Consider the following 25,377-nt stretch of genomic DNA (forward strand, 5'->3'; position numbering starts at 1 on the left):
CATTGCATCGCAACAAAACTGCAGAAAAGGCTGGATTAAAGTGATGCCTCACGATAAATTGCGCACCCCCCGTTGCTCGCCGCCGCCCGCACCCTTTCTCATGCGTGATGACAAAGACCCCGGAACCCTGGAGCTGACCCTGCCGCGAAAGCGCGGCCGTCCGCCCAAGTTCGGGTACGCCATGAGTGACGCGCAACGGGCCGCGCGCTACCGCGCGCGCCGGGCAGGGCAGGCCAACCACGCGGATGTGCGGTCCTGTTCGGACATGGTGCTGCTGGACAAGATCCGCGCGGCGGTCAGCGCGCGTGACACCGAACTGGCCGGTTTCCTGGTCCATGTGCTCTGGCAGCGCTACCCCCTGCAGCTGAAATAGGCCGACGATGGGGTGGCCGTTGTCATCGAGCTTGTTGATAATGCGGGATTCAGGTTGTTCCCGCTGGCGCGCCCGGGATGGCAGGCGCGCATGATCGAACGGTTCCCAAGATGACCACCACCAGCGACACCACCACCGAAGCGGCGCCGAGCAACGCCCCCCTGTTCTACACCCGTCCGGTGCCGCTGCAGGCCGATGTGCACGCCGACCTGCGCATCCTGCCGGGCAGGCTCGAGTTTGCCGCGGGCAACAACGCCATTCCGCTGGTGCTCGGCGAGTTCTCGCTGGCGCTGCACCACTTCCCGATCCTCTTCGCTGGCCCGACCGCAGTGCCGATGGCTGCCGTTGGCGTATCCGACCAGAACCTGTTCATCAAGGATGGCCTGTGGGAAGACGAGGCCTATATCCCGGCCTACCTGCGTCGCCACCCCTTCATCTTCATCGACACCGGCTCGGACAATGATTTCCTGCTGGGCATCGACGAAGAGAGCTCGCGCGTGGTCAAGGGCGGTGACGAAGGCCAGCCGCTGTTCGTCGATGGCAAGGCCACCGACATGGTGCAGCAGGCACTGGAGTTCTGTGGCCAGTTCACCCGTGAGCACGAACAGACCCAGGCTTTCTCCAAGGCCCTGATCGACAACGGCCTGTTGGTCGAGCGCAACGCCACCGTGCGTACCCCGGATGGCCGTGAGTTCAACCTCAATGGTTTCCAGGTCGTCGACGTCGAGAAGTTCGTCGCGCTGCCGGAAGCCACTGTGGTCGAGTGGCATCGCAGTGGTTGGCTGGCGCTGATCCACCAGCACCTGATGTCGCTGGGTCGCTTCAACGACCTGACCCGTCGCCAGGTCGAGCGTCTGGCGGCCTGATCAGGCCCCGGGCATGGCTTCCGCAGCGCGGGAGCCATGCCATTGCTGAAGGACGCGCAACAGGCGTCGCGCATCGGCCCAGTCGGGTGTGGCGTCGCGACCCAGCTCCCACAGGTCGCCCGCCGTGTCCGCCTCTACGGCAGCTCCGTATATCTGCAGGGCCCCCTGAAGCCGGTGCGCGTGATGGCATAGGTCAGTGGCACTGGCGTCATCGATGGCCTGTTCGATCCGCAGCAGCTCGTGGCCGATGTCCGTGATGTAGGCGGCGTCGCCTGCGGCTGTGCCCATTGCGATGGCCTGTCCGGTCGCCGGCAGCTCCAGCGCCCGCAGCAGTGACTCAAGCTGTAGTGGCTTGGTCAGGGTGGCGTCGAACCCTGCTTTCCGGCAGCGCGCCACATGCCGACGATCACGGCGTGCCGACAGCGCGATCAGTCGCAGTGGGGCACGCGCCTGCCTGCGCAACTGCATGGCCAGCGCATAGCCATCCATGTCCCCGAGCCCGATGTCGAGCAGGATCACGCTGCGCGGTCTCACGGCCTGCTCGGCAAGCGCGCTGGCGGCGTCGCCAGACGCGTGTACATCGGCACCCAGGCGGCGCAGCTGCTCGCTGATGACCCGGCGATTGAGGGCGTGGTCCTCCACCAGCAGCAGCTCAACCCCGCCCAGCGGCGTTCCCGCGCCGGCGCTGGCGGTTGACGTGACCTTGGCCTTGGCGGGGCGTACCGGCAGGCGCAGGGTGAAGCGACTGCCGCGCCCGGGGACGCTGTGTACTGACAGGTTGCCGCCCATTGCGCGGGCAAGCGCATGCGCGATCATCAGTCCCAATCCGCTGCCTCCGCGCTCCTTGCCGTCTCCGCCCTGCTGGAATGGCTGGAACAGCACGGTGAGTTGCTCTGCAGTGATGCCGATTCCGCTGTCGATCACATCCAGCATGAGCTCACGAGGGTGGTTGCCTGGCGTCAGTTGAAGGCGCAGCTCGATGCCGCCGACGTCGGTGAACTTGAGTGCGTTTCCCAGCAGGTTGTCGATGATCTGGCGCAGTCCTTCCGGATCGATGGCGACAATGGGGCAGGGCTCGGGGAGGCAGTCGAAGCGAAGCGCCAGCCCGCGCTGCCGAGCCTGGGGACGAATTGCATCCAGCGATTGGCGGCAGAGTCGTGCAATGTCGCAAGGTTCTACGTGCGGCTTGAAGGTGCCGCTGGCCAGGCGTGAGAACTCCAGCGAGCGGTTGAGCAGGTTGCGCAGCGAGGAGCCCGCGGCATGTGCAGCCGCCAGCGCTTCTCGCTGCCCCATGGGCGCCGACGGCTGGCTGAGCAGGTCGATCGAGGCAAGGACTGCCTGGGCCGAATTGCGCACCTCGTGGCTCAACATGCCAATCGCGCGGGCGCGGGCACGGCCTTCAGCACGCAGGCGCCTGTGCCAGGCATGCCACAGGAACGGGGCGACTGCCAATGCGGCAGCCAGGGCCGGCAGCCACTGCGGGGGCAGCTGACGCATCCAGTCTAGGACGTGCTCCAGCGAGGCGGGGGCCGCCTGTTGGGCCCATAGCTGCAACAGGCCGGCATGTTCCTCCAGCGTAATGTCGTGCAATGCCCGCTCGATGCGCTCCAGCAGCTGGCGATCTTCGTGGCGCGCAAGCAGGTGCAGGTCGGTGGAGAAATCGCTGTCGAAAGGCTGCAGGTGCAAGTGCCCGGCGAAATGCCGACGGATCAGGGGCCGCAGGGTCGTTTCCAGGCCGATTGCCAGATCGGCGGTGCCGTTTTCAACAGCTGCCAGCGTGGCGTGCCGATCGGCCAGGTGTAGCAGGCGGACGTGCGGATGGCGCGCGGCCAGCCATCCCGCATACGGCCCCCCTTCGAGCACGGCCAGGACCTGGTGGTCCAGTTCCGTGATATCGCGTGGCAGGCGTTCGCCGCTGCGGCCGGCGAGCATCGTCTTGCCACCGCGGAACGTGCTGGATGCCACCAGGCCGGGGCAGGGTGGCTGCAGGTGGTTGCCAATCACCAGTACCAGATCCGCTTCGCGTCTGCAGACGGCAGCCACCGATGCGCCGGTGCTGGGATGCTGGTGCTCCTGGAACTGCAGCTGCGAACGCCGTGCAACCAGATTGGCGTAGCCATGGGCCAGGCTTGGCAACGTCGTGCCGCCAGCGAGTGCAGCGGGTACCGGGTGCAGCGACGGCGTGGTCGCCACCCGGACTTCGCGCCCCGGCCCCCATTCAAGTGATGACGCATCCTCGGCCGACGCGGCGGGAAGCAGGATGAGCGCCAACAGCAGGAGGGTGGATGTACGCATTCGATCGCGCATCTTCACGGTGATTCCAGCTGCTGCCGCATGGCGTAGATCTCGGCATCGTTGCGCAGCCTGAGCTTGCGCAGGGCCGCAACCTTCTGTGTGCTGACGGTCTTGATGCTGCGATGGCGGCGGAGCGCGATTTCCGAAACGGTCAGGCCCGCCAGCAGGAGCTCCAGTACTTCGCGCTCGTTGCGGCTGAGCTCTTCGCAGTCTCCCGGCAGCGTGCAGTCGGGTGGCAGTCGCGGAAGGCCCTGCGATACCCGCACGATCGCGTCCGCGAGCATCGGCAGTGGTTCGGCCTTGCTGACCACGCCGCTGACACCCGTGGCGATGAGCTGGTTGATGTGGATCGAGGGTGAAAGGGTCGCAAAAGCGAGCAGGGTGACGCGAGGAAAGTGCTCGCGCAGCAGCGGGGTCAGCTCGGACGCGCTGCGATCGTCGCGGGCCAGGGTCAGATCGATGATCGCGACATCCACCCGCATCTGCTGGAGGCTGTCGATGAGTTCGTCGCTGCGGGCGTGGCTGGCGACGATACGGAAGCGGGCGTCGCGGGAGAGGTGCAGGGCAGTGCCGCGACGGACGACTTCGTGGTCGTCCAGTAGTGCCAGTCGCAGCGGGCGCGGGGCAGGAGGTCCATTCATGCGCAGGGAGGTGATCGGCGCCCATGGGGCGTGATGACCATTCTGGCGCTGCTGTCGCGGCGAACATCGAAAATGCTTGATTTTTGCGATTATTCCTAAGAATCGATGCGCTTTATCCATCGATTCGGGGCTATCCATTGGCGGGATGGATTGCCAGGGCGGAAACAAGCCGTTTCCGCAAGCGTGATGGCGCTTGGCGTGGATGTCATCGGGAAGCTTCCGGTGCGGCATGCCACCGATCCGCACCGGCCGGGATCGACTTCAGGGCGTTCGCCCCTCGTCGCGCAGGCTGCGTGCCATCTCGCTGGTTCCGGCCCAGCCAAGGTCGGCGTACAGCGGCTTCCCTTGCGCGGTGGCATGCAGGACCGCGTAGGTGGCGCCACGCTCGGCGAAGGCGTGGTCTGCCAGGACCATCAGCTTCCGGGCGATGCCCCGGCGGCGGTACTCCGGTTCCACATACACGTTGAGGACGTAGCCGCGGCAGCCCTGTTCCGGATGGGCAGGGTGGGGTGGCCAGTCGATCAGCATCAGGCCAATGCCGGCGATGGTTCTGCCCTGGTCTGCAAGAACATGGCCGAAGTACTCGCCCGAGGCCAGGCGCGGCGCCAGCCAGGCACGGAAAGGAGCCGCCATCGCCCGCAGGACCTCCTCGGTCCGCCCACTCTCGCGGAACATGGCTTCGCGGTGGGCACAGATCACATCCAGGTCGCTCGCACGGATCTGCCGCACTTCAAGCCCGTTCCATGTCGCTTCTGCGTGGCTGCCCATCGTGCTGATCCCCGGCTCAGGTCTGTCCGGGAATTCTGGCATCCTCTGCCGGGTGATGCATGACGCAGGGCGCAATCGGGTCGTTGTTGCCACGCACTACCGGATGGATTGCGGCACGCGCCGCAGCCGGCGGATGTCGTAGCCCATTTCGGCGATGCGCTGCACGGCTTTCTGGTAGTCGCCATCGGCCACCTGCGGCGTACGTGCCATGTACCAGACATAGTCGCGCTTGCTGCGCGCGACGATGGTCTGGCGGTAGTCGTCATCCAGCCAGGCGATGATGTACTCGGCCTGGATCGGCCAGATGAACTGCATGCCCCAGACCGCGCCATGACCTTCCTCTTCAACATGGCCGATGGGGTGCATCGACCTCTGCGGGGCATCGAAGCTGCCCTTGCGATAGGTGAAGGTGGTCTGGATGCGCCCATCGGGCTTCAAGGCATAGCTTTCCACTGCATCGTAGGCATCGCGTTCGGGCCAGGACGGGATATGGGCGATCACGTACCAGTCGCCCATGAAGCGTGGCACATCCACCGAAGGCGCCTGCGGAAGTGGCCGGGTATCGCTGGAGGAGCAGCCTGAGCCGAACAGGCCGACCGCGATCAGCGGAAGCAGCGTGAACATGCGCATGTCACACCTCAGCGGGGACGGAACAGGTAGTGGGCCACCAGCCATTGCTGGCCGTCGTCGTAGCCGAACAGTTCGGCACACGCCATCCAGAACATCCGCCAGCGCTGCCACCAGATCTTCGCCGCTGCCTGGCCGTAGGTGGCGACCAGCACCGGCATCACTCTCTCGCGGGCTGCATCCTGGTTGGCCAGCCAATGCTCGGCAGTGCGCTGGTAGTGGGTGCCCTCCAGCAGCCAGCGTTGATCGAGCCGCAGGTCGTGCTGGAAATGCAGCAGCGTGTCGGCCGCCGGCATCAGGCCGCCGGTGAAGAAGTGGCGGCCCATCCAGTTGTCGCCCCCCTCGGCCTCGAACGGATACATCAGCGTGCGATGGGCGAAGATGTGCACGAACAACGCACCGTCCGGCTTCAGCCACTGCGCAATGCGCGCCAGCAGGCGCTCGTAGTTGCGCACGTGCTCGAACATCTCGACCGAAACGCAGCGATCAAACTGCGCCGAGGGCAACTCCAGCTGGTTCACGTCACGGGTGAGCACCTGCACGTTGTGCAGCCCGCGCGCCTTGCACTGGGCCATGATGTGCTGGCGCTGGCTGTGCGAGTTGGATACCGCGGTGATCGCTGCGTGCGGATAGCGCTCGGCCATCCATAGCGTCAGCGAGCCCCAGCCGCAGCCCAGCTCAAGAATCTGCTGGCCATCGTCCAGTCCGGCACGCTGGCCGTACAGCTCCAGCATGGCGTCCTCCGCTTGGTCGAGCGTTTCGTGCCCGGTGGTGTAATAGCAGCTGCTGTACTTCAATCGCTTGCCCAGGCAGGCCTGGAAGAACGCCGCGGGCACTTCGTAATGCTGGCGATTGGCTGCATCGGTATGCAGGGCGAGCGGACTGTCGGCCAGTTCGGCGATGCGGCGGCTGAAACGCGCGGACTGCGCTTCGATACCGCCTTCCGATTCTTCCTGCAGGCGCTGCGCGCACAGCCGCCGGATGCCGGCCCGCAACGCAGCATCCGGCAGCAGGCCACGTTCGGCCCAGGCGGTCAGCCCGGTTTCCGCTTGCTCGGCCGGATTCAGTGACGGTATCGCGCTCATGCGGAATGCTCCTTGGAAGGGCGGGGGAACCAGGGGAAGAACATCGGCGTACTGCGCTGGTAGGCGCGGTAGTCGTCGCCGCGGCTGCGCAGGGCCTGCTTTTCGGTGAACGGGATGCCGCTGAGATAGCGCAGGAATACATACATCAGCACGGGGCCGAGCCAGGCCAACCACCACAGCGGCGAGCCGACGGCGAGCAGCACATAGGTGAACCAGTGCAGCCACTCGAAGAAGTAGTTGGGGTGGCGGGAATACCGCCAGAGCCCATCACGGCAGGTACGGCCCTTGTTCGCCGGGTTGCTGCGGAACCGGGCCAGCTGGCGGTCGGCCAGTGCCTCTCCGCCCACACTCAGCAGCCAGACAAGCGCGGCCGCCAGCACCCAGGGCGCCATGCCGGGGGTTTGATTGGCGGCGACCGCGACGAAGGGCAGGGCAAACAGCGCCACCAGCAGTGCCTGCGCCATGAAGAACCCGAAGATCTTTCCCTGGTGTCCCTGCCAGTGCGCACGGAGGTAGCGATAGCGCCCGTCCTCTTCTTCGTGCCGGACGCGATGCCATAGATGAAGGGCCAGGCGACCGCCCCACAGGCCGCCGAGCACAGCCAGCGCCACCCGTGGCGTCACCGCACCATCGCCCAGCAACGCCAGCAGCAGCGCGGCGGCGGCCACGCCTTTGGCCCAGAGCACATCCACAACGCCGATGTTGTGGCGGCGGCGCTGCCAGACCCAGCCCCAGCTCATCACCAGCACCGCATACAGCAGCACCCAGAGCAGGTTGATCATGAGGCCGCTCCCGCAAGGGGTGGTTGTGGGGCAGCGCGTCGTGCGCTGCGGCACAACAGGGAAAGTGCAATCGCCCAGCCCGTGCCCAGCATCAGGACGCCCTGCCACATCGGGCTGTTGAACTGCACGGCGCCGAACCCACGCGCGGCCGACAGGTAGGCCAGCGGCGCCAGCAGCAGGCCGAACAGAGGCGGCAACGCAGGGTGTCGCTGCAGGAAGCGCATCGAGGTGGTCAGGGTCATGGCGAATGCAGCCCACAAGGCCATGATCCAGGGCGGGGGCGCCCATCCCAGCGGGGCGGCGGCGTAGCGCAGGGTTCCGCTGGCGGCCGCAGCGGCATCGACCAGCCAGGCGCAGGCCAGCGCCAGCACCAGCAGCCGCAGGTCCAGGCGTGGTTGCGCCGACGTCAGCAGCTGGCTGGCGATGTAGAGCGACGCAGCCAGCAACGCAGGCCACTGCCAGCCGCGGCCCGCGCCGGCCACCGCGCACAGCCAGACCAGCTGGTTGCCAATCAGGTTGGCCCAGAACCGGCGCATTTCAGTTGCCCTCACCAGGCGAGAATGCAGGCCGATGGCCTGGGCGTGCCAGCAGCAGATGCGAGACACCGATCGAACGCTCCAGGAAGCCGCCTTCACAGTAGGCCAGGTAGAAATCCCACAGGCGGCAGAAGCGGGCATCGAACCCCTGCGCCTGCACCGCAGGCAACTGCGCGAGGAAGCGTTGGCGCCAGGCGCGCAGGGTCAGCGCGTAGGAGTGGCCGAAATCCTGCTGAGCGATCAGCTGCAGGTCGCTGGCGCGGGTCTTGGCCGCCATGATGGCGTTGATGGAAGGGATGAAGCTGCCGGGAAACACGTAGCGCTTGATGTAGTCGACGCTGCGCCGTGCCTGCTCGTAGCGATGATCCTCGATGGTGATGGCCTGCAGCAGGGCAACACCATCGGGCTTCAGCAGCCGCTGCAGCGTGGCCATGTAGGTGTCCAGGTATTCGGAGCCGATCGCTTCGATCATCTCGATCGACACCAGCTTGTCGAACTGCCCCTGCAGGTCGCGGTAGTCCTGCATCAGCAGGGTGACCCGGTCCTGCAGGCCGGCGGCCCGCACGCGCTCGGCGGCCAGCGCATGCTGTTCGGCGGAGATGGTGGTGGTGGTGACGTGGCAGCCGTAGTGCTGCGCGGCGTGCACCGCGAAGCCACCCCAGCCGGTACCGATTTCCACCACGCGATCGCCGGGCTTGAGTTGCAGCTGCTGGCAGATTCGGTCCAGCTTGCGGCGCGAGGCGGACTCCAGTGATTCGGATTCGCTGGCGAACAGCGCCGACGAATACATCAGGTCCGGTGACAGGAACAGGGCGAAGAAATCGTTGCCCAGGTCGTAGTGCGCGGCGATGTTGCGCCGGCTGCCCTCACGGCTGTTGCGATGCAGCCGGTTCCAGCCGCGCAGCAGCCACCCACCCACCTGGGCCGGGCCGCGCTCCATGCCGTCCAGCAGGTCGCGGTTGCGCACCAGCAGCTGTATCAGCGCGACCAGGTCATCACAGTGCCAGTCGCCCTGGATGTAGCTCTCGCCAGCGCCGACGCTGCCCTGCGCAGCGACCTTCCGGTAGAACGCGGGGTCATCGATGGTCACCGTTACCTGCAGCCCTGCGTGGGCGTTGCCCAGCCGGACCTCGCCAAGGGCATCGCGCACGCACAGGTGGCCATCGCGCAGCGGGGCAAGCTGTGCCAGCAGGCGACGGCGCAGGAAGGCATCCAACGCACCAGGGCGCGGCAGGGTGACCGAAGGTATGATCGAGTTCATCGCGGTTTTCCGGCAAGGCTGGGGTGGTCGTGCACGGGGTTGCGCTTCAGCCATAGCCGCAGCGCGTGCCAGTGGATGGCAGCCACCACCTGGGTGGTCATCAGTGGGTAGCCGGCGAGGACCCGCGCCAGCCCGAGGCCATCCAGGGGCCGGCGGTGCATCGTCTGGGTGGCATCGAACTGCCGGATGCCGTCGCGCCAGACCTGCATGTGCACGCGCAGGTCCTCATCGGGGCTGCTGAAGCGCCAGTCGTAGCGGCAGTCCATCGGCATGAACGGCGAGACGTGGAAGCATTTGTCGAACTGCCACCGCAGTGATGCGCCTTCGTTCGTGGCCGTAGCGACCGGCAGCACATAGGCGTGCCGTTCCTTCCAGGGAGTATTGGTGATCTCGGCCACGATGCAGTCCAGCGTGTTGCCGTCGGCCTGGTAGCAGTAGTAGAAGCTGACCGGGTTGAACACATGCCCGGCAAAGCGAAGGTGGGTGAGCAGGCGCACCGGCCCGGAAGGTCGATGACCGAGCGTCTTCGCGGCATGGTCGCGCACGGCATCGCCCAAAGGCTGTGCGGGATCGCCGAAATAGTCGCTGCGCCGGAACTCGGCAAGATTGCGGCGATTGACCGACCACAGCCAGCGCCCAGCAAACACGGTCTCCAGTTCATCCAGGTCGAGCAGCAGTTGTGCAACCGGGTAACGGAACGCATGCGGATGCGGATGATGCCGGCGATGCACCACCTGCCCGAAATAGAGGGCGCTGGCGCTCATGCCGCCACCTCGCCCGGTAGCGACACCTCGCGGTGCGATGCGCAGGCCTGCAGCGCATCCACCACGCGGCGGGCGCTGCGGATGCCATCCTCATGGAAGCCCCAGCCCCAGTAGGCCCCTGCGAACCAGGTGTGGCGATGGCCCTGCAGCTCTGCCCAGCGCTGTTGGGCGCGGACCGCGGCGTGATCGTGCACCGGATGGGCATAGTGCAGCGTGCGCAGCACCCTGGCCGGATCGATGGCCCCGCTGCGATTGAGGGTGACGACCAGCGGCGTGTTGCCGGGCAGGCCTTGCAGCAGGTTCATGCAGTAGCTGACCGTGCAGGGCGCGGCTGGATCCTGCGGGACATGCGCGTTCCAGGCCGCCCAGGCCTTGCGGTTGCGGGGCAGCAAGGACGCATCCGTGTGCAGTACCGCCTCGTTGGATTGGTAGCGGATGGCACCCAGTACCTCGCGCTCGACCGGGTCGGCATCACCCAGCAGGGCCAGCGCCTGATCGCTATGGCAGGCCAGGATGACTTCGTCGAAGGCCTCGACGCCGGCGGCGCTGTGCACGCGTGCACCCCCGGGGATGCGCTCCACCCGCTGGACCGGGCACTGCAGGCGCTCATGCACCCGCCAGCGGCGGCGCAGTGCATCCACGTAACGGGCCGACCCGCCGGTAACGACCCGCCAGGACGACCGTCCGGTCATCTGCAGCATCTGGTGGTTGGCCATGAACTGGGCCAGATAGCGCGCGGGGAAGTCCCGCACGGTGGCGGTGGGCGACGACCATAGCGCCGAGGCCATCGGCAGCAGGTGCTCTTCAATGAAGGCCTCGCCATAGCGTTGGGTGCGCAGATACTCGCCCAGCGTCGGGCCTTCCTCTTCGGCGAGCAAAAGCGGCGCATCCCGGTAGAACCGGCGCAGATCGGCCAGCATGCCCCAGAAGCGCGCCGACACCAGGTTGCGCCGCTGGCAGAACAGGCCATCCAGCGAAGTGGCGTTGTACTCCACGCCGCTGCGCTCGCTGTGCATGGAGAAGCTCATCGTGGTCGGCTGCGAGGCAACCCCCAGCTCATCGAACAGTGCCGTCAGCAGCGGGTAGTGCCGGGGATTGAAGACGATGAAGCCGGTGTCCACGGCCATGCGTACGCCTTCCACCTGCACCTCGTGGGTGTGGGTGTGCCCGCCCAGGTAGTCGCTTGCCTCGAACAGCGTCACGTCGTGCCGTTCCTGCAGCCACCAGGCGCTGGCCAGACCTGAGATGCCTGAACCGATGATGGCGATGCGCATGTCAGTACCTCGCCTTGGCCAGCACCCATTCGGGGATGGGCTTGAGGCCTTTGACCAGACCCAGCGCCGCCATCGCGCGCAGTCCGTACCAGGTCAGGTCAATCTCCCACCAACGGAAGCCCTGGCGCACGGTGCCTGGGAAGAAATGGTGGTTGTTGTGCCAGCCCTCCCCGAAGGTGAGCAGCGCCAGCCAGAGGTTGTTGCGGCTGTCATCGCGGGTCTCGAAGCGTCGACGGCCGAAGCGGTGGGCCAGCGAGTTGATGGTGACGGTGGCATGGAACAGCACGATGGTGGAAATGAAGAATCCCCACACCAGCAACTGGGGGCCGGAAGTGTGCAAGCCTGGCGCCCAGCGCTCCAGTGCTGCACCCAATGCATACAATCCGATGGCCAGCAGCACGGGAATGGCGGTATCGAAACGGTCCAGCCAGCGCAGTTCCGGGAAGCGCGCCAGGTCAGGCACCCGCGACAGGTCGGTGGCGAAGGCTTCGCGGGTCAGGAACCAACCCATGTGGCTGCGCCAGAAGCCGCCTTCGCGCGGCGAATGCGGGTCCAGCGGCTGGTCGGCGTGGCGGTGATGGTGGCGATGGTGGGCAGCCCACCACAGCGGACCGCGCTGTACGCTGGAGGCGCCGATCACCGCGAACACGAATTGTACCGCGCGCGGTGCCTGGAAGGTGCGATGCGAGAAGTAGCGGTGATAGAAGGCGGTGATGGCGAACATGCGCACTGCGTAAAGCGCCGCGGCCACGACCACCGCCGTCCACGACACGCCCACCCAGATCACCGCGATGCACGCCAGGTGCATCAGTGCGAACGGCACCGCACGCAGCCAATCGATGCGGCCCGGCGGTTCCGTGCCGGCGTCCGCGGCATTGCCGGTATCGACCCAGCGCTGCAGCGTGCGCAGCAGGCGCCAGCGTCGATGGGGGAGGGGCGATACAGAGGCCATGGCGGATCTCGGCGGGTGTCGTGTCTTCCTGTACGCAGCAGAATGCGTAATGGATGCGACGTGTTGCAGTGAATGTCGGCTTCACGTGTTCGTGACGGGGCAGCGGTCGACCAGCGGCTGCGCCCATGCCTGCTGCCACTCAGGCGTGGGGCGTTGCGCGGGTGGCGAGCCAAAGCGCACCGTCACCTGCGGATAGATGCCCCGCGCATCGCGCAGGTTGCTGGTGCCGTTGAATTCCAGCAGGCGCCGGTCGGCGCTGGCATAGACCAGCGACAGGCGGGGCGCGATGCCGCCATACCAGGTGTCGAGGCTGACCTCGAACGACTGGGCGTCGATGCCTTGCCAGCGCAGGGTGCCGGTATGCCGCACCTGCACCGGGAAGTAGCGCTGTCGCCCAGGCACCAGGAACGGCAGCGAGAGGCGCTCGCCCTTCATCAGCGCCGCCCAGTGCAGGCGGACCGCCGCATCGAATCCCGCATCGATCACCGCGTCCTGCGGCAGATCGAGCCTGCGCTGCCGGAGCGGACTGGCGGCATCCTCCTTCCAGGCCACCGATACTGCGCCGCTGACGGCCTCGATCTCGGCTGTCTGGCCACTGCGCCGGTCCTCCAGTGAATAGCCGCGTGCCTGCGGACGGGTGCTGGCCGGCAGGTGCTTGCGGGCGAACGGCTGGCCGCCGGGGCACTGGTACAGCACCCAGCGTTCGGCACCCTCGCTCGCATCGCGGCGCCAGTGCACTTCACGGTAGAGGACCCGGCCCTGCGGGGAGGTGGCTATGCCCTCGCTCCGCAGCATGGGGGCCGCCAGCGCGGCATGGGGCAGGCACAACAACAGCCAGGCGATGCGCATGGCATTCATCCGTAAGGGCGGGTCCAGGTCGTACGGCAGGCGGGGCGGGTTGGATGCGCAATGCGGGCTGCATCCAATTGCCATTCCCGCGCGTACAGGGGACAGACCTTCACTCGCCCGCCGCGAAAGCAGATGTACCCTGACGCCGCCAGCACCCTTGCCAACCTAGACAGCGCACGCATCGTGTCCAGCTCCCAGCAGGCCAGCAGTGAGCCGAAAGACTGGGCCGGTGACATGGACGGTGTCGCGCGGCTGCGCGACCGCGACTGTTTCATGCGGATCTATGACCATTTCATGCCGCGCCTGTGCGTCTATCTGCGCGGGCTGGGCGCGCCCGAGGCGGTGGCCGAGGAGCTGGCGCAGGAATGCCTGCTGCGCCTGTGGCTGCGTGCGGCTGATTATGATGCCGCGCAGGGGGCCCTGAGTACCTGGCTGTACCGCATCGCCCGCAACCTGCATATCGACCGTGTGCGTCGCGAGCGCAGCTGGATGCAGGTGCAGGTGGCGGTGGAGGACGCCGCGATGATGGACGTGGTCGACCGCAGCAGCGCCGAACAGTTCGCCGACCAGGCCAGGTTGCGCCAGCGCATCAACGAGTTGCCCGCGGTGCAGGCTCGGCTGGTGCGGATGTCCTACTTCGAGGCCAAGAGCCACAGCGAGATTGCCGACGCACTGGGCATGCCGCTGGGAACGGTCAAATCACATTTGCGCCGCGCCTTTCTGCAACTGCAGGCCAAAGTGGGAGGTGCGCTGTGAACCCGCACCACCATCTGCACGAATCCACCCTGATGAGCTATGCCGCCGGCGCGCTGCCGGCGCCGTTGAGCATCGTCGCCGGTGCCCATCTGGAGCAGTGCCCGCATTGCCGTCAGCGCCTGCGCGACGCCGAAGCGATCGGCTCGGTGCTGCTGGAGCAGACCCAGCCACCTGCAGCGGAGACGCGACGCGAACAGCTGCGCGAGGCGATGCTGGTGCGGCTGGCCACGGAAGCGCCGACGGCCATGGCTGGGGTCACACGCCCCGTGCCGAAGGAGCGGCCTGAGGCCAATCCGGACCATCTGCCTGCATCGCTGCATCCGTACTTCGGCGCCTCGCTCAGCGACCTGCGCTGGCGCTGGATGGCGCCGGGCGTGCACTGCATCCGTGCAGAGCAGATGCCTTCGCTGATCATGCTGAAGATTGCCCCCGGCAAATGCCTGCCCATGCATAGCCATGGCCGGAGCGAATTGACGCAGATCCTGCGGGGTTCGTACAACGATGCGCTGGGGCTTTTCGCACCGGGCGACGTGGCGGATCTGGATGGAGACGTGGAGCATCAACCGGTGACCGCGCCGGGTGTGCCCTGCATCTGCGTATCAGCGCTGGATGCGCCGCTGGTGTTCAGTGGCTGGCTGGCGCGGAAGATCCAGCGTTTCGTGAGACTCTAGCGGGGGCGACGATGGCCGGGACGGACGCATTACGGATTCTGTTGACCGGTGCCGCAGGCCTGGTCGGGCAGGGTGTGGCATTGGCCTGCCAACGCTCACCGCAGGTGTCCCGCCTGACAGCGCTGGTCCGCCACCCGGGAAGTCTGATCGGCGCCGGCAGCGAACTGATCGTTCCGGACTTCCTGCGTATCCAGGACCGGTCGGATGAACTGGCTGGGTTCGATGCCTGCTTCTACTGTGCCGGGGCGCCACCGGTCGGCACGGCAGAGGCCGAGTACCGACGCGTGACCCTGGCCACCACCTTGGCGGTGGCCCGTGGCTGGGCGGCCGCGAATCCCGAAGGGTGCTTTCTGTATGTATCCGGTGCCGGTGCGGACCCTCGGAGCCGGCTGATGCCGTTGAGGATCAAGGGCGAGACCGAGGTCGCATTGCAGGGCCTGCCGGTTCGCACCGTGATGCTGCGCCCGGGGGGCGTCAGGCCGGTCCCGGGCACCGGCACCCGTCATGCCCTGTTGAAGCCCCTGTACTGGGGCGGTGCGCCGTTGATGAAGCTGGCCGGCGCCGTTGCGCCGTCGGTGATGACCAGCAATCTGGCACTGGGTCAGGCGATGGTTGCACTGGCCGGCAGGGAGCATCCGCCGTCCACGGTGGAGTGCGCGGACATCAACCGGATCGCCGCTGGCGTACGCGACCCTGCCTCCTGAGCTCAGTGCGGCGCGGCCTCCAGCGCAGTGCGTACTGCCAGCGCCAGATCACTTCGCGTAAACGGCTTCGGCAGCAGGGCAACCGCGCGTCCTTGGCTCCCCGCCTGATCGTGGTCACGTGGATAGCCTGACGTGAACAGGACGGCCACTTCCGGCCAGCGTTCGCGGACTTGACGGACCAGCTCCCAGCCCGACATGCCGGGCATCACCACGTCCGAGAACAGCAGGTCCACCCTGGTATCGGGGCGCTCCAGCAACCGCAGTGCGGAGGGGCCGTCGTGGGCTTCCAGCACGCGGTAGCCGAGCAGCCGCAGCGAATCCACCGTGTGGGCGCGGACATCGTCGTTGTCCTCGGCCACCAGGATGGTTTCCTCGCGCGGTGAGTAGCCGGCCAGGCCGGTCTGCGGGATGTGTGCTTCGCGGGGCAGGGCCAGCGGCGAGCGCGGGAACATCATGGTGATGCTGGTGCCGCCGCCTTCCACCGAATCGATCAGCACGTGGCCCCCTGACTGCTTGACGAAGCCATGCACCATTGACAGGCCCAAGCCGGTGCCACGGCCAACCTGCTTGGTGGTGAAGAACGGTTCGAAGACCCGGCCAAGCGTCGCCGCATCCATGCCGTGGCCGTTGTCACGCACCCGCAACATCACGTACTGGCCTGGTGTTGCATCCGGGAACAGGGCGGCGTAGTCGTGGTCGAGGTGGCTGTTGTCGACCTCGATCACCAGCCGCCCGCCGTGCGGCATCGCATCGCGGGCATTCACCGCCAGGTTCAGTACGGAGGCCTCCAGCTGGCTGATGTCGATCTCCACGCACCAGATGTCCTCGGCGCTGCGGATCTCCAGCTGCACCAGCTCACCCAGTGCACGCTGCAGCATGTCGTGCATGTCCAGCAGGCGCTCGTGGAGGTTGGCGGCCTGGCTGTGCAGCGGCTGGCGTCGGGCAAACGCGAGCAGGCGCTGGGTCAGGCTGGCGGCACGTCCGACACCCTTCAGCGCGTTGTCCAGCGCCCGGCTGACCATCGCCCCGGCTTCGCCCGCGCGCTCATTCAGCAGCATGGCGTGCTCGACGTTGCCGGAGATGACCGTCAGGATGTTGTTGAAATCATGCGCGATGCCGCCGGTGAGCTGGCCGACCGCCTCGATCTTCTGTGATTGGCGCAGTGCATGTTCGGCCTGGAGGCGCGCCGTCGTTTCCACGGCCTCGGAGACCACGGCGGTGACCACGCCTTCGGCATCCAGCAGCGGGCGGAACGAAAAATCGAAGCTGCGCGGCCCGGTCGGGAGTTCCAGCTCCAATGAATGCAGCGAACTCAGGCCCTGCACGGCTGCAGCGACGGCCCGATCGATCAGCGCGCCGATGCCATCGGTTGTGGCGAACCAGAGCGATTCAGCGAAGCGTTGGCCAACCACGTCCTTCTTTTCCGCCAGCACTGCGGCCAGTGACGCGTCATTGGCATCCACCACGCGCCCGGACAGATCCAGCAGCATCTGATGCTGGAAGCTGGATTCGAAGATCGCCTGCAGGCGCCGCTTGCTGGCGCGCAACTCGGCCGTGCGCGCCTGCACCTGCTGCTCGAGCAGCTGGTTGTCCTCGCGCAGGGCCAGCTCGGCCTGTTTCAGCTGCGAGACATCGCTACCCAGGCAGATGTAGCCGGCCACGCTGCCATCGGCCGCATGCTCAGGCACGCAGTCCATCTGCACGAATCGTGATTGGCCGCTGCGGTGCACCAGTTCGACCTGGAAGCTGGTGCGTTCGCCCTGCAGCACCCGTTCCAGGCTCGGCAGGGCGTGTTCGAAGGCGGAAATGCCGCTGACATCCCGTGCCGGCCGACCCAGCAGTTCTGCAAGGCTGGATCCATGCCAGTCCAGAAACGCCTTGTTGGCAAACCGATAGCGATGGTTCTTGTCCAGCTGGGCGATGAGCGCAGGAACGGCGTCGGTCACCTGCTGCAACTGGGCCTGGCTATCGTTCAGTGCGGCCTGCGCAATGGCCAGCTGGGTACGCTCATGCGCTTCCTGCCGTGCGCGACGGATCGCATCGGGCAAGCGTTGCAGGCGTTGCTTCACCACGTAGTCGCGGGCACCGCGCGTGAGTGCCTGCACCGCCAATTCCTCGGTCAGGGTGCCGGAAACAAAGATGAAGGGCGTCTGCGGCACGCGCTCGCGCGCGAGGGCAAGTGCCGCGTCACCATCGAAGCCTGGCAGGACATGATCGGCGAGGATCACGTCGAACGGGCGGTTTTCGATGGCTTCGATGAACGCGTTGCGGGTCCACAGGCGCTCAGCCTCGAAATCGAGGCCGGCACGCTGCAGCTGGGCGCTGATCAGCTCCGCATCAAGCGCGCTGTCCTCCAGCATGAGGATGCGCAGGCGCTCGCTGCGGCGCGATCCATCACGCATTGCGCTGCCCCGAACCGTTGGGCCGATGCGGTGGTGGCTGGTTGGTGATGCCCCAGAACATGCCCAGGCCCTGGATTGCGTCAAAGAATTCCTTGAAGTCAACCGGCTTGACCACGAATGCGTTGACGCCCAGCTCGTAGCTGCGCACCAGGTCCTGCTCTTCGCGCGAGGAGGTCAGCATCACCACCGGCGTGCTGCTCAGATTCGAATCGCCACGCACCTGTTCCAGTACTTCAAGGCCATTGACCTTGGGCAGCTTGAGGTCCAGCAGCACCACCACCGGACCGCCGTGCATGGCGCCGGCAAACTTGCCTTCGCAGCGCAGGTAGTCCAGCGCTTCGGCGCCGTCGCGTACATGGATGACATCGTTGAGCAGCTGGCAGCGCGCAAGCGCGGCCATCGTCAGTTCTGCATCCTTGGGGCTGTCCTCCACCAGGAGGATCGGCCGCAGGTCCCTCATGGGTGGTCTCCTGTGGAACGGGGTAGGGTGAAGTGAATGGTGGCGCCCTTGCCGGGCTCGCCCTCGGCCCAGGTACGGCCGCCATGGCGGCCGATGATGCGGCGCACGTTGGCCAGGCCGATGCCGGTGCCTTCGAATTCTTCGACGTGATGCAGGCGCTGGAACACGCCGAACAGCTTGTCCACGTAGCGCATGTCAAAGCCACAGCCGTTGTCACGCACGAAGAAGTGATCTTCGTCGTCGCTGCGGTCATGCCCAATCTCGATCATCGCGTGCTCGCGCTCGCGGGTGAACTTGATTGCGTTGGCCAGCACGTTCTGCCAGACCAGGCGCAGCATCGTCGGATCGGCTTCGACCTCCGGCAGCGGTGCGAGCGTCCATTGCACGTCGCGGCCGGCGTAGTCCAGGGCCAGGCTCCGGCGCACATCCTCGGCCAGCGCGGTCATGTCCAGCCGCACACGCCCCAGCGTGGAGCGCCCCATCTGCGAGAAGCTGAGCAGGTCATCCACCAGTGTTCCGGCGGACTTGGCCGATTCCACGATCGTGTCCAGGAAGCGGCGCTCGGTCTCGTTGAGGCGTTCGCCGGCGGAGCTGCCCAGCAACTCGGAATAGCCCACGATGTGGCGGAAGGGCGCGCGCAAGTCGTGGCTGACGGAGTAGGAAAACGCTTCGAGTTCCTTGTTGCTGCGAAGCAACTGCTCGTTCAGTTCGGCCATTTCCTCGGCCTTGCGCAACACGATATCGACGATGGCCGTGCGCATCTCGTGTGCCGCGTCGCAGTCAGCGTCACTCCACGGCAGGCTGCGTTGCTGCACGGTCTCCTTCCAGGCCTCGAACGAGTTGCGCGGGGAAAGCGCCACACCCGGTGCTGCTTCCTTGCGGGGATCGCCACCCCAGCGCACGGTGCGCACCACTTCCGGGCGGAACCACATCAGGTAACTGTCATGCAGCTGCGAAATGGACACCGCCAGCAGGCCGCTGGCTACGTCGGCCAGGTGTGCGGCAGGCGACCAGTCGGCTGCCAGGTGATCGGAGCAGTAGGTTTCCTGGCCGGCCTGCTGCGTGGCCAGCCAATTCGCCAGGGCCAGCACGTCGCTGGCGGAAGGGCACTGGCCAACACGCAGGCAATCGCCTTTGTGCACGATCGCCGCGCCGGCCGCGCCTGTCAGCGACAGCAGGCTGGCCTCGTCCTGGCGCAGGGCCGCCATGAAGTCTTCGTCGCCGGCCATGCGACCCAGTAGCTTGACCAGTATGGAACGACGGGCCACGCGCTCTTCGATCGCACGCGCACGCTCCTTGAGGGCAATCTGCAGCGACAGGATCTGGCCCATGAATTCGCAGGCAGTGCGCACGTGGTAGGGCAGGCGGCGTGGCTGCACGGTGTGGCAGGACACCAGGCCCCACAGCCGGCCTTCATGCACCAGCGATACCGACATCGACGCGCCGGTCCCCATGTTGCGCATGTAGTGCAGGTGCACCGGCGAGACGCTGCGCAGCACCGCCATGCTCAGGTCGGTGGGCGGCGCGTCGCGATGATCTTCGGCCCGCATCAACGGGGCAGGGGTGTAGTTGTTGTCCGCGATCAGGCGCACCCGGTTGCGGCGGTAGAGTTCGCGGGCCTGGGCGGGAATGTCCGATTCAGGAAAACGCAGGTCCAGGTACGAGGGCAACAGGCCATTGCCTTCCTCGGCCACCACGATGCCATTCCAGCCGGCGTCGAACTGGTAGACCAGGGTGCGGTCGAAGCCGGTGAGCCGGCGCATGTGCGCGGCGGCCAGCTGGCACAGGTCTTCCACCGTTGCGGCCGATTCGATGCCCGTCATGAGCTCTCGGATGGCCGGATACAGTTCTTCAAGAGAACCGGGCTGGCCTGCGACTGGCGCTTCCAGCTCTACAAGGAGGTCGGTGGCGGAGCGATGCACCAGCAGCTGATGCCGGCCGTGGCCATCCAGGTGAACGGCGCCCACGTGCACACTGCTGCCGATGGTGGCCTTCTGGAGCAGTACCTGGAACGGGGCCAGCACGCCGCCGAGCACCTCGCTGACGTGCTGGAGCAGCGGCTCACCGAACTGCTGCAGCACACTCGGCTGACTGATGGCACGCTCGCGCACCCGCAGTGACTGCGGCTCCAGCACAAGGAGCACACCGTAGGGCTGGATCGCGCCGGGTGTGTGGATCGGTTCGCGCGCGCAACGGGATAGCGCAAGGTCGGGCGTGGACTGGGCAGAGGGCATCAACGGCGGGACTCATGATTCATGGATGGCTGGAGGGACCCAGTGCTACATCCGGCTTGCAGGAATGGTGAAGCAAAAGCGTGCCTTCGACTACCGCCGGGTGCGCATGAAAAGCATTTCATTCAAACCTGAATTCTTCATCTACGCAGCGACGGACGAACTGGAAGCCATCTATCGCACCGCGACAAGCATGCGCTTGCTCGTCCTTGTTCAGTGCCGCAGCATCGATGGCTTCGCGCTGACGTCGCCAGTACTCGGCAACCCCCAGCTCGGAAGGGCGCAGGTGGCGGGCACCATGCCCGGCGTGCAGCCGCAATGCCGCCGCCGCCTTCAACAGCACCGCCGCCCCAAGGGTGGAGCCTTCTGCCACGTAGCGCCAGCCCAGAGCGGTGGCTGGAGAGGCCACCTGCAACTGCGGGTGCCACGTGTGCAGGGTTGGTGCGCACGCCCCCAGGTCCCGCAGGTCCGCCTCGATCAGCGATAATCTGGCTGCGCCCCCGTCGGGGTTCTGGTAAAGCGGCGCAAGGCTTGCATGGAACTGCCACTGCACGCGCAGGAAGGCCAGATAGCGCTCGCGCGAGGCGAAGATGCGCTGTTCCAGCAAATGCTGATCGAGGCGGCCGTGAATGCTGCGGGTGTGTTCCTTCAGCATCAGGCTGAGAGGGACGGTATGAGGGCGGGTTGGGATGGGCACGGACATCGGCAGGCACCCTAGCAGAATCGTGCCCGCCGGCGTGTAGAGGTTTCGCAGCCGGTGCATATGGGCTGCACACCGGCTCGACAGGGGGTGACCTAGGGTTGGTCTACCTTCAACAGTTGCCACGCCCGTGAACCTGCAGACGCTGCCACCCCTCCCGTATCGCATGCTGCCCGACAGCTGCCAGTTTGAATTGCTGGATGTTGATGCCCTGCAGGATCCCGCCAGCGGTCGCCTGCTGCATCTGTACTCGCTGGTGGCTCGTTGCCTTTCCTGTGAGACGGTGTTCAAGGCAGAGGAAGGCCAGGGGCTGGTGAGCCATTCTTCTGCCAGAGTGGTGCGCTGCCCCACGGGCTGCGGCCAGCAGGCCTTCAAGCCGTCCCTGCTGAGGGCGTGGTGTCCGCACGCGATTGCCAAGGCCTGATTGGCGTGCGTTGCCGTCACAGCAGCGCGGGGTTGGCCTGCCAGACTGAGTAGTTCAGCGCGCAGGCAAACGAGATCCAAGCCAGATAGGGTAGCAGCAATATCGCCGCAACGCGATTGACGCGCGCAAACGTGACGACCGTGGCGCACACCAGTGCAATCAGTAGAAGAATGTCAGCGAACGCGACGGCGCCAAGTTTCCAGCCGAAGAACAGCCAGCTCCATAGTGCGTTGGCGGCCAGTTGCAGCAGATAGAGCAGAAGCGCCGGTTGAGCGCCGCGCCAGCCGCGCTCGCGCCATACCCGCCAGGCCGCCACCGCCATCAAGGCATAGAGCAGCGTCCACACCGGACCGAAGACACCTGCCGGCGGTGCCCACGCGGGCAGGTCAAGCGAGGCATAGAAGGCGGCCGCCGACGAAGACGCCCACGCGCCCAGCGCGGCCGCAGCGAAAGTAATGGCCAACCAGCCCAGAAACCCGAAAATCTGTGTGCCACGCTTCATCCACAAACCGCTCCATGCTCCGTATGCGATGCATACGCATGAAGGCGTCATCTGGATGCAGGCGTGCCGGTTTCAGTCTGAAGACCCGCCAGTGCCTGCTGGCAGAAGGGAAGGGCGCTCGTCAAACCACTCGCGTGCCTTGGCCAGGTGCCACTGGCGCTGCCCGCCGTCCAGTTCGATGCCCGCACCCAACAGCCCCCAGCGCAGATAAAGGTCACCGCGCTTGCGCTGTTCCAACAGGTCCAACCGCGCGCGCACCGACAGCCGATCATTCTCGGCCTGCAGGCCATCGATCACCAGATGGCCCGGGCGCCAGCGCAGCCTGGCCTGCGCATCCACCTGGCCTGAATCCAGCAGCGACAGGGTCCAGCGCGGATAGTCCGTGCGTTCCGCGAATAGCGCCAGCAGGGGCCGCGCATCGCTGAGTGTCAGCTCGGTGGTGGCATCCACCTGGAAGGGCGATTGCGCGTCGATGCGGCCGCGCTTGAAGGCCACGCGACCTTTCCACGCGGTCGAGCGTTGGGTGCCGGTCACCTGCACGTTGCGCAGCTCGACCGTGGTGCCGGACAGATCGAAGTGACGCTGGTTGAAGTCGCCCCGGCGCAGCGTTGCGTCCACATCCACATCGCCGCCCATGTCCAGTCCTGCGACTCTGGCGCTGGTGTTGCGCCCGTGCAGGCGGGCCGTGCCATGGCCAACGCGGCCATCGGTATCGAGCGTGGCATCACCGCTGAGTGAGCCGGTGCCACGCAGCAGGCGCACCTGTTCTGAACCGAGATAGCGGTTGTAGGCGGACAGGTCCGGAATGGTGGCTTGGGTGAAGCTCAGGTGCGCGCGCACCCCCTTGCGCAGTTCCTGCAGGCGTCCGTCGCCGGTGAGGTCCAGCGCCAGATCGCGGCCGTCGAACAGCCGAACGGCCTTGGTATCGGTGGGACGCGCGGTGAAGCGGGGCAGGCGGACGGCAAGCAGCGCCTGGCTGGGGTCGCCGCCCTTCAGTTCCCCATGCGCGCTGGCGGTACCGGCAAGCCGGACGCCGGCGACCTCGGCAACCGCTTCGGCAGAGGGAATGTCCACCGTGCTGCCTTCGCTCAGCTCGCCATTGCGCAGCCGCAGGTCGGCCTTCAGCGTGCCGCCACCGTCCAGTTGCAGCCACGGCTTGCGGACGAACAGGGCAGGGATCCAGTTGAGCGAGGTGAACGTCCATTCGCCGCGCACCGTGCCGGAACTTCGCTCCAGCAACTGCGCCGGATCCTGGAAGGGAATGTCACGACCGGTGACGTGCAGGTCCGCATCCACTTCGCTGCCCGAGCCGGGTCGGGCTGGCAGGCGTGCCTGCAGGCGCAGGACATTGGCCACATTGAGCTGAAGGGCCAGCACGCCGCGATCTGGAGCACCGTCCCCAAGATAGAGCGGCACCCGCCATAGAGCGTGGTCGCCGGGCTGCAGCTGGCCGTCGATCAGGCGTGCCGAGAGCTGCAGGTGGCCCGGCACCGGTGCGCTGGAGATCTTCGGGGTGGTGGCATCCGTATCCATGCGCAGGCCCTGGCTGCGTGCATCAACATCCAGCTGGGCATGCAGTATCTTCAGTTTGGCGAGCCCAGGCGCCTGGTCCCGGTAATGGCGCGGGTAGCTGAAGCGTGCCGCCAGGTTCATGTCACCCAGCAGCTGCACGCCATCGAAGCTGGTGTCCGCCCCCTTGAACGTGACGGTTGAATCCAGCAGTTCCGAAGGACCGCCGCGTAGCTGCTTGACGAAGCCGACCGTGCCCTGACCCTTGCCGATGATCAGCAGCTTGCCGAAACGGGCGCTGCGGATGCTGTCGCTGTGGATGGCATCGAAACGCAGCGTCCAGCCCTGGTCGCTGCGCGGGGGCGGCGGGATGGCCTCTTCAACACGGCTGATCTCGGCCGATACGCCCGTGGCCTGCAGACGCGGAACCCGCACTTCGCGCTGGAACAGCGGCAGGACTGCCAGCCTGGCGCTTGCCCGGTCGGCATGCAGCACGTAGACGGTGTGGTTGACGTGGCCGCGCATGTGCACGTTCCAGGCGATCACGTGGCCGGGCAGCAAGGTGACGGCTGGGCCGGTAGTCATCACGAACTTGTGCGGCTTGCGGTTGGTGACCTGGTCGAACAGCGGGGTGTTGAGGAAGATGTTGCCCACCAGGAGGTAGGCAACATACAAGCCCAGCAGGATGTAGATGGCAATGCGCCATCGCCGGGGCAGGTGATGTGCGGGCGCAGGAGGAGGGGACATGTACCACTCGAACAACGAGGACCCCCGCACTATTGCGAAGTGAGCGGCGGCAGCATGTGAAGCCGCCGCGCCGCGCAGGTTCGCCGTGACCTGCCACGCTAAATCAATTGCAACCCATCGGGATGGAACCGGGTTTCATACAATCCATCCGGCACCTATCCGATATCCAAGGAAGACACTGTGAGACAACGCGTCATCGTATGCCCGCTGATCCAGAACCAGGGCGCCTACCTGCTGTGCCGCATGCCGTTGGATCGTGGTGCATTTCCAGGCCAATGGGCACTGTCCGGTGGCGGGCTGGAGCCCGACGAACGCATCGAGGAAGGCCTGCGCCGGGAGATCCGCGAAGAGCTGGGGCACGCGCTGCAGATCGGTGCCGTTCAACCGTGGACCTTCCGCGACGACATCCGCACCAAGCTCTATCCGGACGGTTCCAGCGAGCAGATCCACATGATCTACCTGATCTTCGACTGCGAAGCACTGAATCGTGACGTTACGATCAACGAGGAGTTTGATGCCCATGCCTGGGTAGAACCGAAGGATCTGGGTGCGTACGACCTCAATGCGGCGACCCGAATCACGCTTCTGGCGAAGGGGCTGCTTTCGAACTAGTGCAGGAAGAGGCACCGGGTCTATATCGAGGGCCTGCGCCAGCGGACTGCCATAGGCTATTAACGTGACGCGTCACGCCGGACGGAAATCACGTTCCTGTCAGGGCAAGTGACCGGCCGATGCGATTGGAGGCGGGAGAACGATGAAGGTCCTACTTTGGGCACCCATAGCTCTATTTGCCTTGCTGTCATTGAGAGCGCTGGCTTTCGTGGCCTATCAAGGACTGAATGGCGCCGCCTTTGAAGAGGAAGAGATCATTGTCGCGGGGGTCGGCTTGGTCTGCGGCTGGATCGCCTGGGTCATGTACAAGACCCTGATCGGACGATGGAGGAAGCAGTAGCTGCCAGGCCGCGAAGGGGCCTGCAGGGAAAGCTGGCTTCTTGTCATGGCAAGGTCGGTGGTCGAGGCGAGCGCTACGCCGCCGTCCTTCGGGATGCTTTGAACATAATATACATTATGCGAAATGATGTATCGGACTGTGGTGGCGTTCGTGTCCTCGGCGTTCGTGTCCTCGGCGTGGCAATTGATTGACGGGTCGCCCCATTTGCTACGGAAAGTCGCCACAAGCCGGCCCAACTAAAGTTGT

At 66.0% G+C, this 25,377-nt stretch carries 26 protein-coding genes; 8 read left to right on the top strand and 18 right to left on the bottom strand.

The features are described 5' to 3' along the window. Positions 1 to 100 precede the first annotated feature (100 nt). On the top strand, positions 101 to 373 hold the full coding sequence (locus tag AC5P9N_RS01970; protein ID WP_005409616.1) for a hypothetical protein: 273 nt from the start codon (positions 101 to 103) through the stop codon (positions 371 to 373). A gap of 110 nt (positions 374 to 483) precedes the next feature. Next, entirely contained in the window at positions 484 to 1,239 is a 756-nt protein-coding gene (locus AC5P9N_RS01975; protein ID WP_012480151.1) for a SapC family protein, read from the top strand. On the opposite strand, the gene AC5P9N_RS01980 is transcribed toward AC5P9N_RS01975, so the two are convergent. The 12 genes from AC5P9N_RS01980 to AC5P9N_RS02035 all read right to left on the bottom strand — a co-directional run bounded on the left by AC5P9N_RS01980 (position 1,240) and on the right by AC5P9N_RS02035 (position 13,073). Continuing rightward, positions 1,240 to 3,546, bottom strand: coding sequence for an ATP-binding protein (locus AC5P9N_RS01980; protein WP_012480152.1), 2,307 nt, complete (start codon positions 3,544 to 3,546; stop codon positions 1,240 to 1,242). Between the two features lie 2 nt (positions 3,547 to 3,548). Next, on the bottom strand, positions 3,549 to 4,406 hold the full coding sequence (locus tag AC5P9N_RS01985; RefSeq protein WP_224119204.1) for a LuxR C-terminal-related transcriptional regulator: 858 nt from the start codon (positions 4,404 to 4,406) through the stop codon (positions 3,549 to 3,551). A 30-nt stretch (positions 4,407 to 4,436) separates the two neighbouring features. After that, positions 4,437 to 4,943 (bottom strand): GNAT family N-acetyltransferase, encoded by a 507-nt coding sequence (locus AC5P9N_RS01990; RefSeq protein ID WP_043033545.1) that lies wholly within the window; start codon positions 4,941 to 4,943, stop codon positions 4,437 to 4,439. A 96-nt stretch (positions 4,944 to 5,039) separates the two neighbouring features. Continuing rightward, positions 5,040 to 5,573, bottom strand: a complete 534-nt coding sequence (locus tag AC5P9N_RS01995; RefSeq protein ID WP_099484205.1) for a lipocalin family protein — start codon at positions 5,571 to 5,573, stop codon at positions 5,040 to 5,042. An 8-nt stretch (positions 5,574 to 5,581) separates the two neighbouring features. Next, positions 5,582 to 6,655: an SAM-dependent methyltransferase gene (locus tag AC5P9N_RS02000; RefSeq protein ID WP_099484204.1), complete on the bottom strand. Its 1,074-nt coding sequence runs from the start codon at positions 6,653 to 6,655 to the stop codon at positions 5,582 to 5,584. Then, positions 6,652 to 7,437 carry a DUF1295 domain-containing protein gene (locus AC5P9N_RS02005; RefSeq protein ID WP_099484203.1) on the bottom strand — a complete coding sequence of 262 codons (786 nt, stop codon included), beginning with the start codon at positions 7,435 to 7,437 and terminating at the stop codon, positions 6,652 to 6,654. Before AC5P9N_RS02005 ends, AC5P9N_RS02000 begins: the two co-directional genes overlap by 4 nt. Next, positions 7,434 to 7,973 (bottom strand): DUF2878 domain-containing protein, encoded by a 540-nt coding sequence (locus AC5P9N_RS02010; protein WP_099484202.1) that lies wholly within the window; start codon positions 7,971 to 7,973, stop codon positions 7,434 to 7,436. The genes AC5P9N_RS02005 and AC5P9N_RS02010 overlap by 4 nt, the downstream gene beginning before the upstream one ends. 1 nt (position 7,974) lies before the next feature. Next, entirely contained in the window at positions 7,975 to 9,234 is a 1,260-nt protein-coding gene (locus tag AC5P9N_RS02015) for an SAM-dependent methyltransferase (RefSeq protein WP_099484201.1), read from the bottom strand. Next, entirely contained in the window at positions 9,231 to 9,998 is a 768-nt protein-coding gene (locus tag AC5P9N_RS02020) for a DUF1365 domain-containing protein (RefSeq protein ID WP_099484200.1), read from the bottom strand. Before AC5P9N_RS02020 ends, AC5P9N_RS02015 begins: the two co-directional genes overlap by 4 nt. Next, a complete protein-coding gene (locus tag AC5P9N_RS02025; protein ID WP_099484199.1) occupies positions 9,995 to 11,272 on the bottom strand; it encodes an NAD(P)/FAD-dependent oxidoreductase in 1,278 nt (425 codons plus the stop codon). The genes AC5P9N_RS02020 and AC5P9N_RS02025 overlap by 4 nt, the downstream gene beginning before the upstream one ends. A 1-nt stretch (position 11,273) precedes the next feature. Next, positions 11,274 to 12,224 (bottom strand): acyl-CoA desaturase, encoded by a 951-nt coding sequence (locus tag AC5P9N_RS02030; RefSeq protein ID WP_099484198.1) that lies wholly within the window; start codon positions 12,222 to 12,224, stop codon positions 11,274 to 11,276. A gap of 81 nt (positions 12,225 to 12,305) precedes the next feature. After that, on the bottom strand, positions 12,306 to 13,073 hold the full coding sequence (locus tag AC5P9N_RS02035; protein WP_099594719.1) for a hypothetical protein: 768 nt from the start codon (positions 13,071 to 13,073) through the stop codon (positions 12,306 to 12,308). A gap of 132 nt (positions 13,074 to 13,205) precedes the next feature. Here AC5P9N_RS02035 and AC5P9N_RS02040 point away from each other — a divergent pair, with 132 nt between their 5' ends. The 3 genes from AC5P9N_RS02040 to AC5P9N_RS02050 are packed head-to-tail and all read left to right on the top strand — an operon-like array spanning position 13,206 to position 15,204. Continuing rightward, a complete protein-coding gene (locus tag AC5P9N_RS02040; protein ID WP_099484197.1) occupies positions 13,206 to 13,829 on the top strand; it encodes a sigma-70 family RNA polymerase sigma factor in 624 nt (207 codons plus the stop codon). Beyond that, the gene (locus AC5P9N_RS02045; RefSeq protein ID WP_099484196.1) at positions 13,826 to 14,500 is read left to right on the top strand and encodes a ChrR family anti-sigma-E factor; all 675 of its coding nucleotides are present in this window, start codon (positions 13,826 to 13,828) and stop codon (positions 14,498 to 14,500) included. The genes AC5P9N_RS02040 and AC5P9N_RS02045 overlap by 4 nt, the downstream gene beginning before the upstream one ends. An 11-nt stretch (positions 14,501 to 14,511) precedes the next feature. Beyond that, on the top strand, positions 14,512 to 15,204 hold the full coding sequence (locus AC5P9N_RS02050) for a Rossmann-fold NAD(P)-binding domain-containing protein (protein ID WP_099484195.1): 693 nt from the start codon (positions 14,512 to 14,514) through the stop codon (positions 15,202 to 15,204). 2 nt (positions 15,205 to 15,206) lie between these two features. Here AC5P9N_RS02050 and AC5P9N_RS02055 read toward each other — a convergent pair whose 3' ends face one another. From AC5P9N_RS02055 to AC5P9N_RS02070, 4 genes are all read right to left on the bottom strand, one after another. Further along, complete coding sequence (locus AC5P9N_RS02055) at positions 15,207 to 17,606, bottom strand: hybrid sensor histidine kinase/response regulator (RefSeq protein WP_099484194.1); 2,400 nt, start codon at positions 17,604 to 17,606, stop codon at positions 15,207 to 15,209. Beyond that, on the bottom strand, positions 17,599 to 18,066 hold the full coding sequence (locus tag AC5P9N_RS02060; RefSeq protein ID WP_099484193.1) for a response regulator: 468 nt from the start codon (positions 18,064 to 18,066) through the stop codon (positions 17,599 to 17,601). The genes AC5P9N_RS02055 and AC5P9N_RS02060 overlap by 8 nt, the downstream gene beginning before the upstream one ends. Continuing rightward, positions 18,063 to 20,300 carry an ATP-binding protein gene (locus tag AC5P9N_RS02065; RefSeq protein ID WP_099484192.1) on the bottom strand — a complete coding sequence of 746 codons (2,238 nt, stop codon included), beginning with the start codon at positions 20,298 to 20,300 and terminating at the stop codon, positions 18,063 to 18,065. Before AC5P9N_RS02065 ends, AC5P9N_RS02060 begins: the two co-directional genes overlap by 4 nt. A gap of 118 nt (positions 20,301 to 20,418) precedes the next feature. Then, positions 20,419 to 21,000, bottom strand: a complete 582-nt coding sequence (locus AC5P9N_RS02070; RefSeq protein ID WP_158491033.1) for a biliverdin-producing heme oxygenase — start codon at positions 20,998 to 21,000, stop codon at positions 20,419 to 20,421. A gap of 127 nt (positions 21,001 to 21,127) precedes the next feature. On the opposite strand from AC5P9N_RS02070, the gene AC5P9N_RS02075 reads away from it, so the two are divergent. Then, on the top strand, positions 21,128 to 21,421 hold the full coding sequence (locus tag AC5P9N_RS02075) for a hypothetical protein (protein WP_099485314.1): 294 nt from the start codon (positions 21,128 to 21,130) through the stop codon (positions 21,419 to 21,421). A gap of 16 nt (positions 21,422 to 21,437) precedes the next feature. Here the strand turns inward: AC5P9N_RS02075 and AC5P9N_RS02080 are convergent, their stop codons facing one another. After that, on the bottom strand, positions 21,438 to 21,923 hold the full coding sequence (locus AC5P9N_RS02080; protein ID WP_099485313.1) for a TspO/MBR family protein: 486 nt from the start codon (positions 21,921 to 21,923) through the stop codon (positions 21,438 to 21,440). A 72-nt stretch (positions 21,924 to 21,995) separates the two neighbouring features. Then, the gene (locus AC5P9N_RS02085) at positions 21,996 to 24,179 is read right to left on the bottom strand and encodes an AsmA family protein (protein WP_495223803.1); all 2,184 of its coding nucleotides are present in this window, start codon (positions 24,177 to 24,179) and stop codon (positions 21,996 to 21,998) included. A 180-nt stretch (positions 24,180 to 24,359) separates the two neighbouring features. Between AC5P9N_RS02085 and nudI the strand changes: the two genes are divergently transcribed. Further along, a complete protein-coding gene (gene nudI, locus AC5P9N_RS02090) occupies positions 24,360 to 24,791 on the top strand; it encodes a nucleoside triphosphatase NudI (protein WP_062607032.1) in 432 nt (143 codons plus the stop codon). A gap of 142 nt (positions 24,792 to 24,933) precedes the next feature. Next, on the top strand, positions 24,934 to 25,131 hold the full coding sequence (locus tag AC5P9N_RS02095) for a hypothetical protein (RefSeq protein WP_062607033.1): 198 nt from the start codon (positions 24,934 to 24,936) through the stop codon (positions 25,129 to 25,131). Positions 25,132 to 25,377: the final 246 nt, after the last annotated feature.

It is taken from the genome of Stenotrophomonas sp. YJH_SMC_6, from assembly GCF_059371335.1.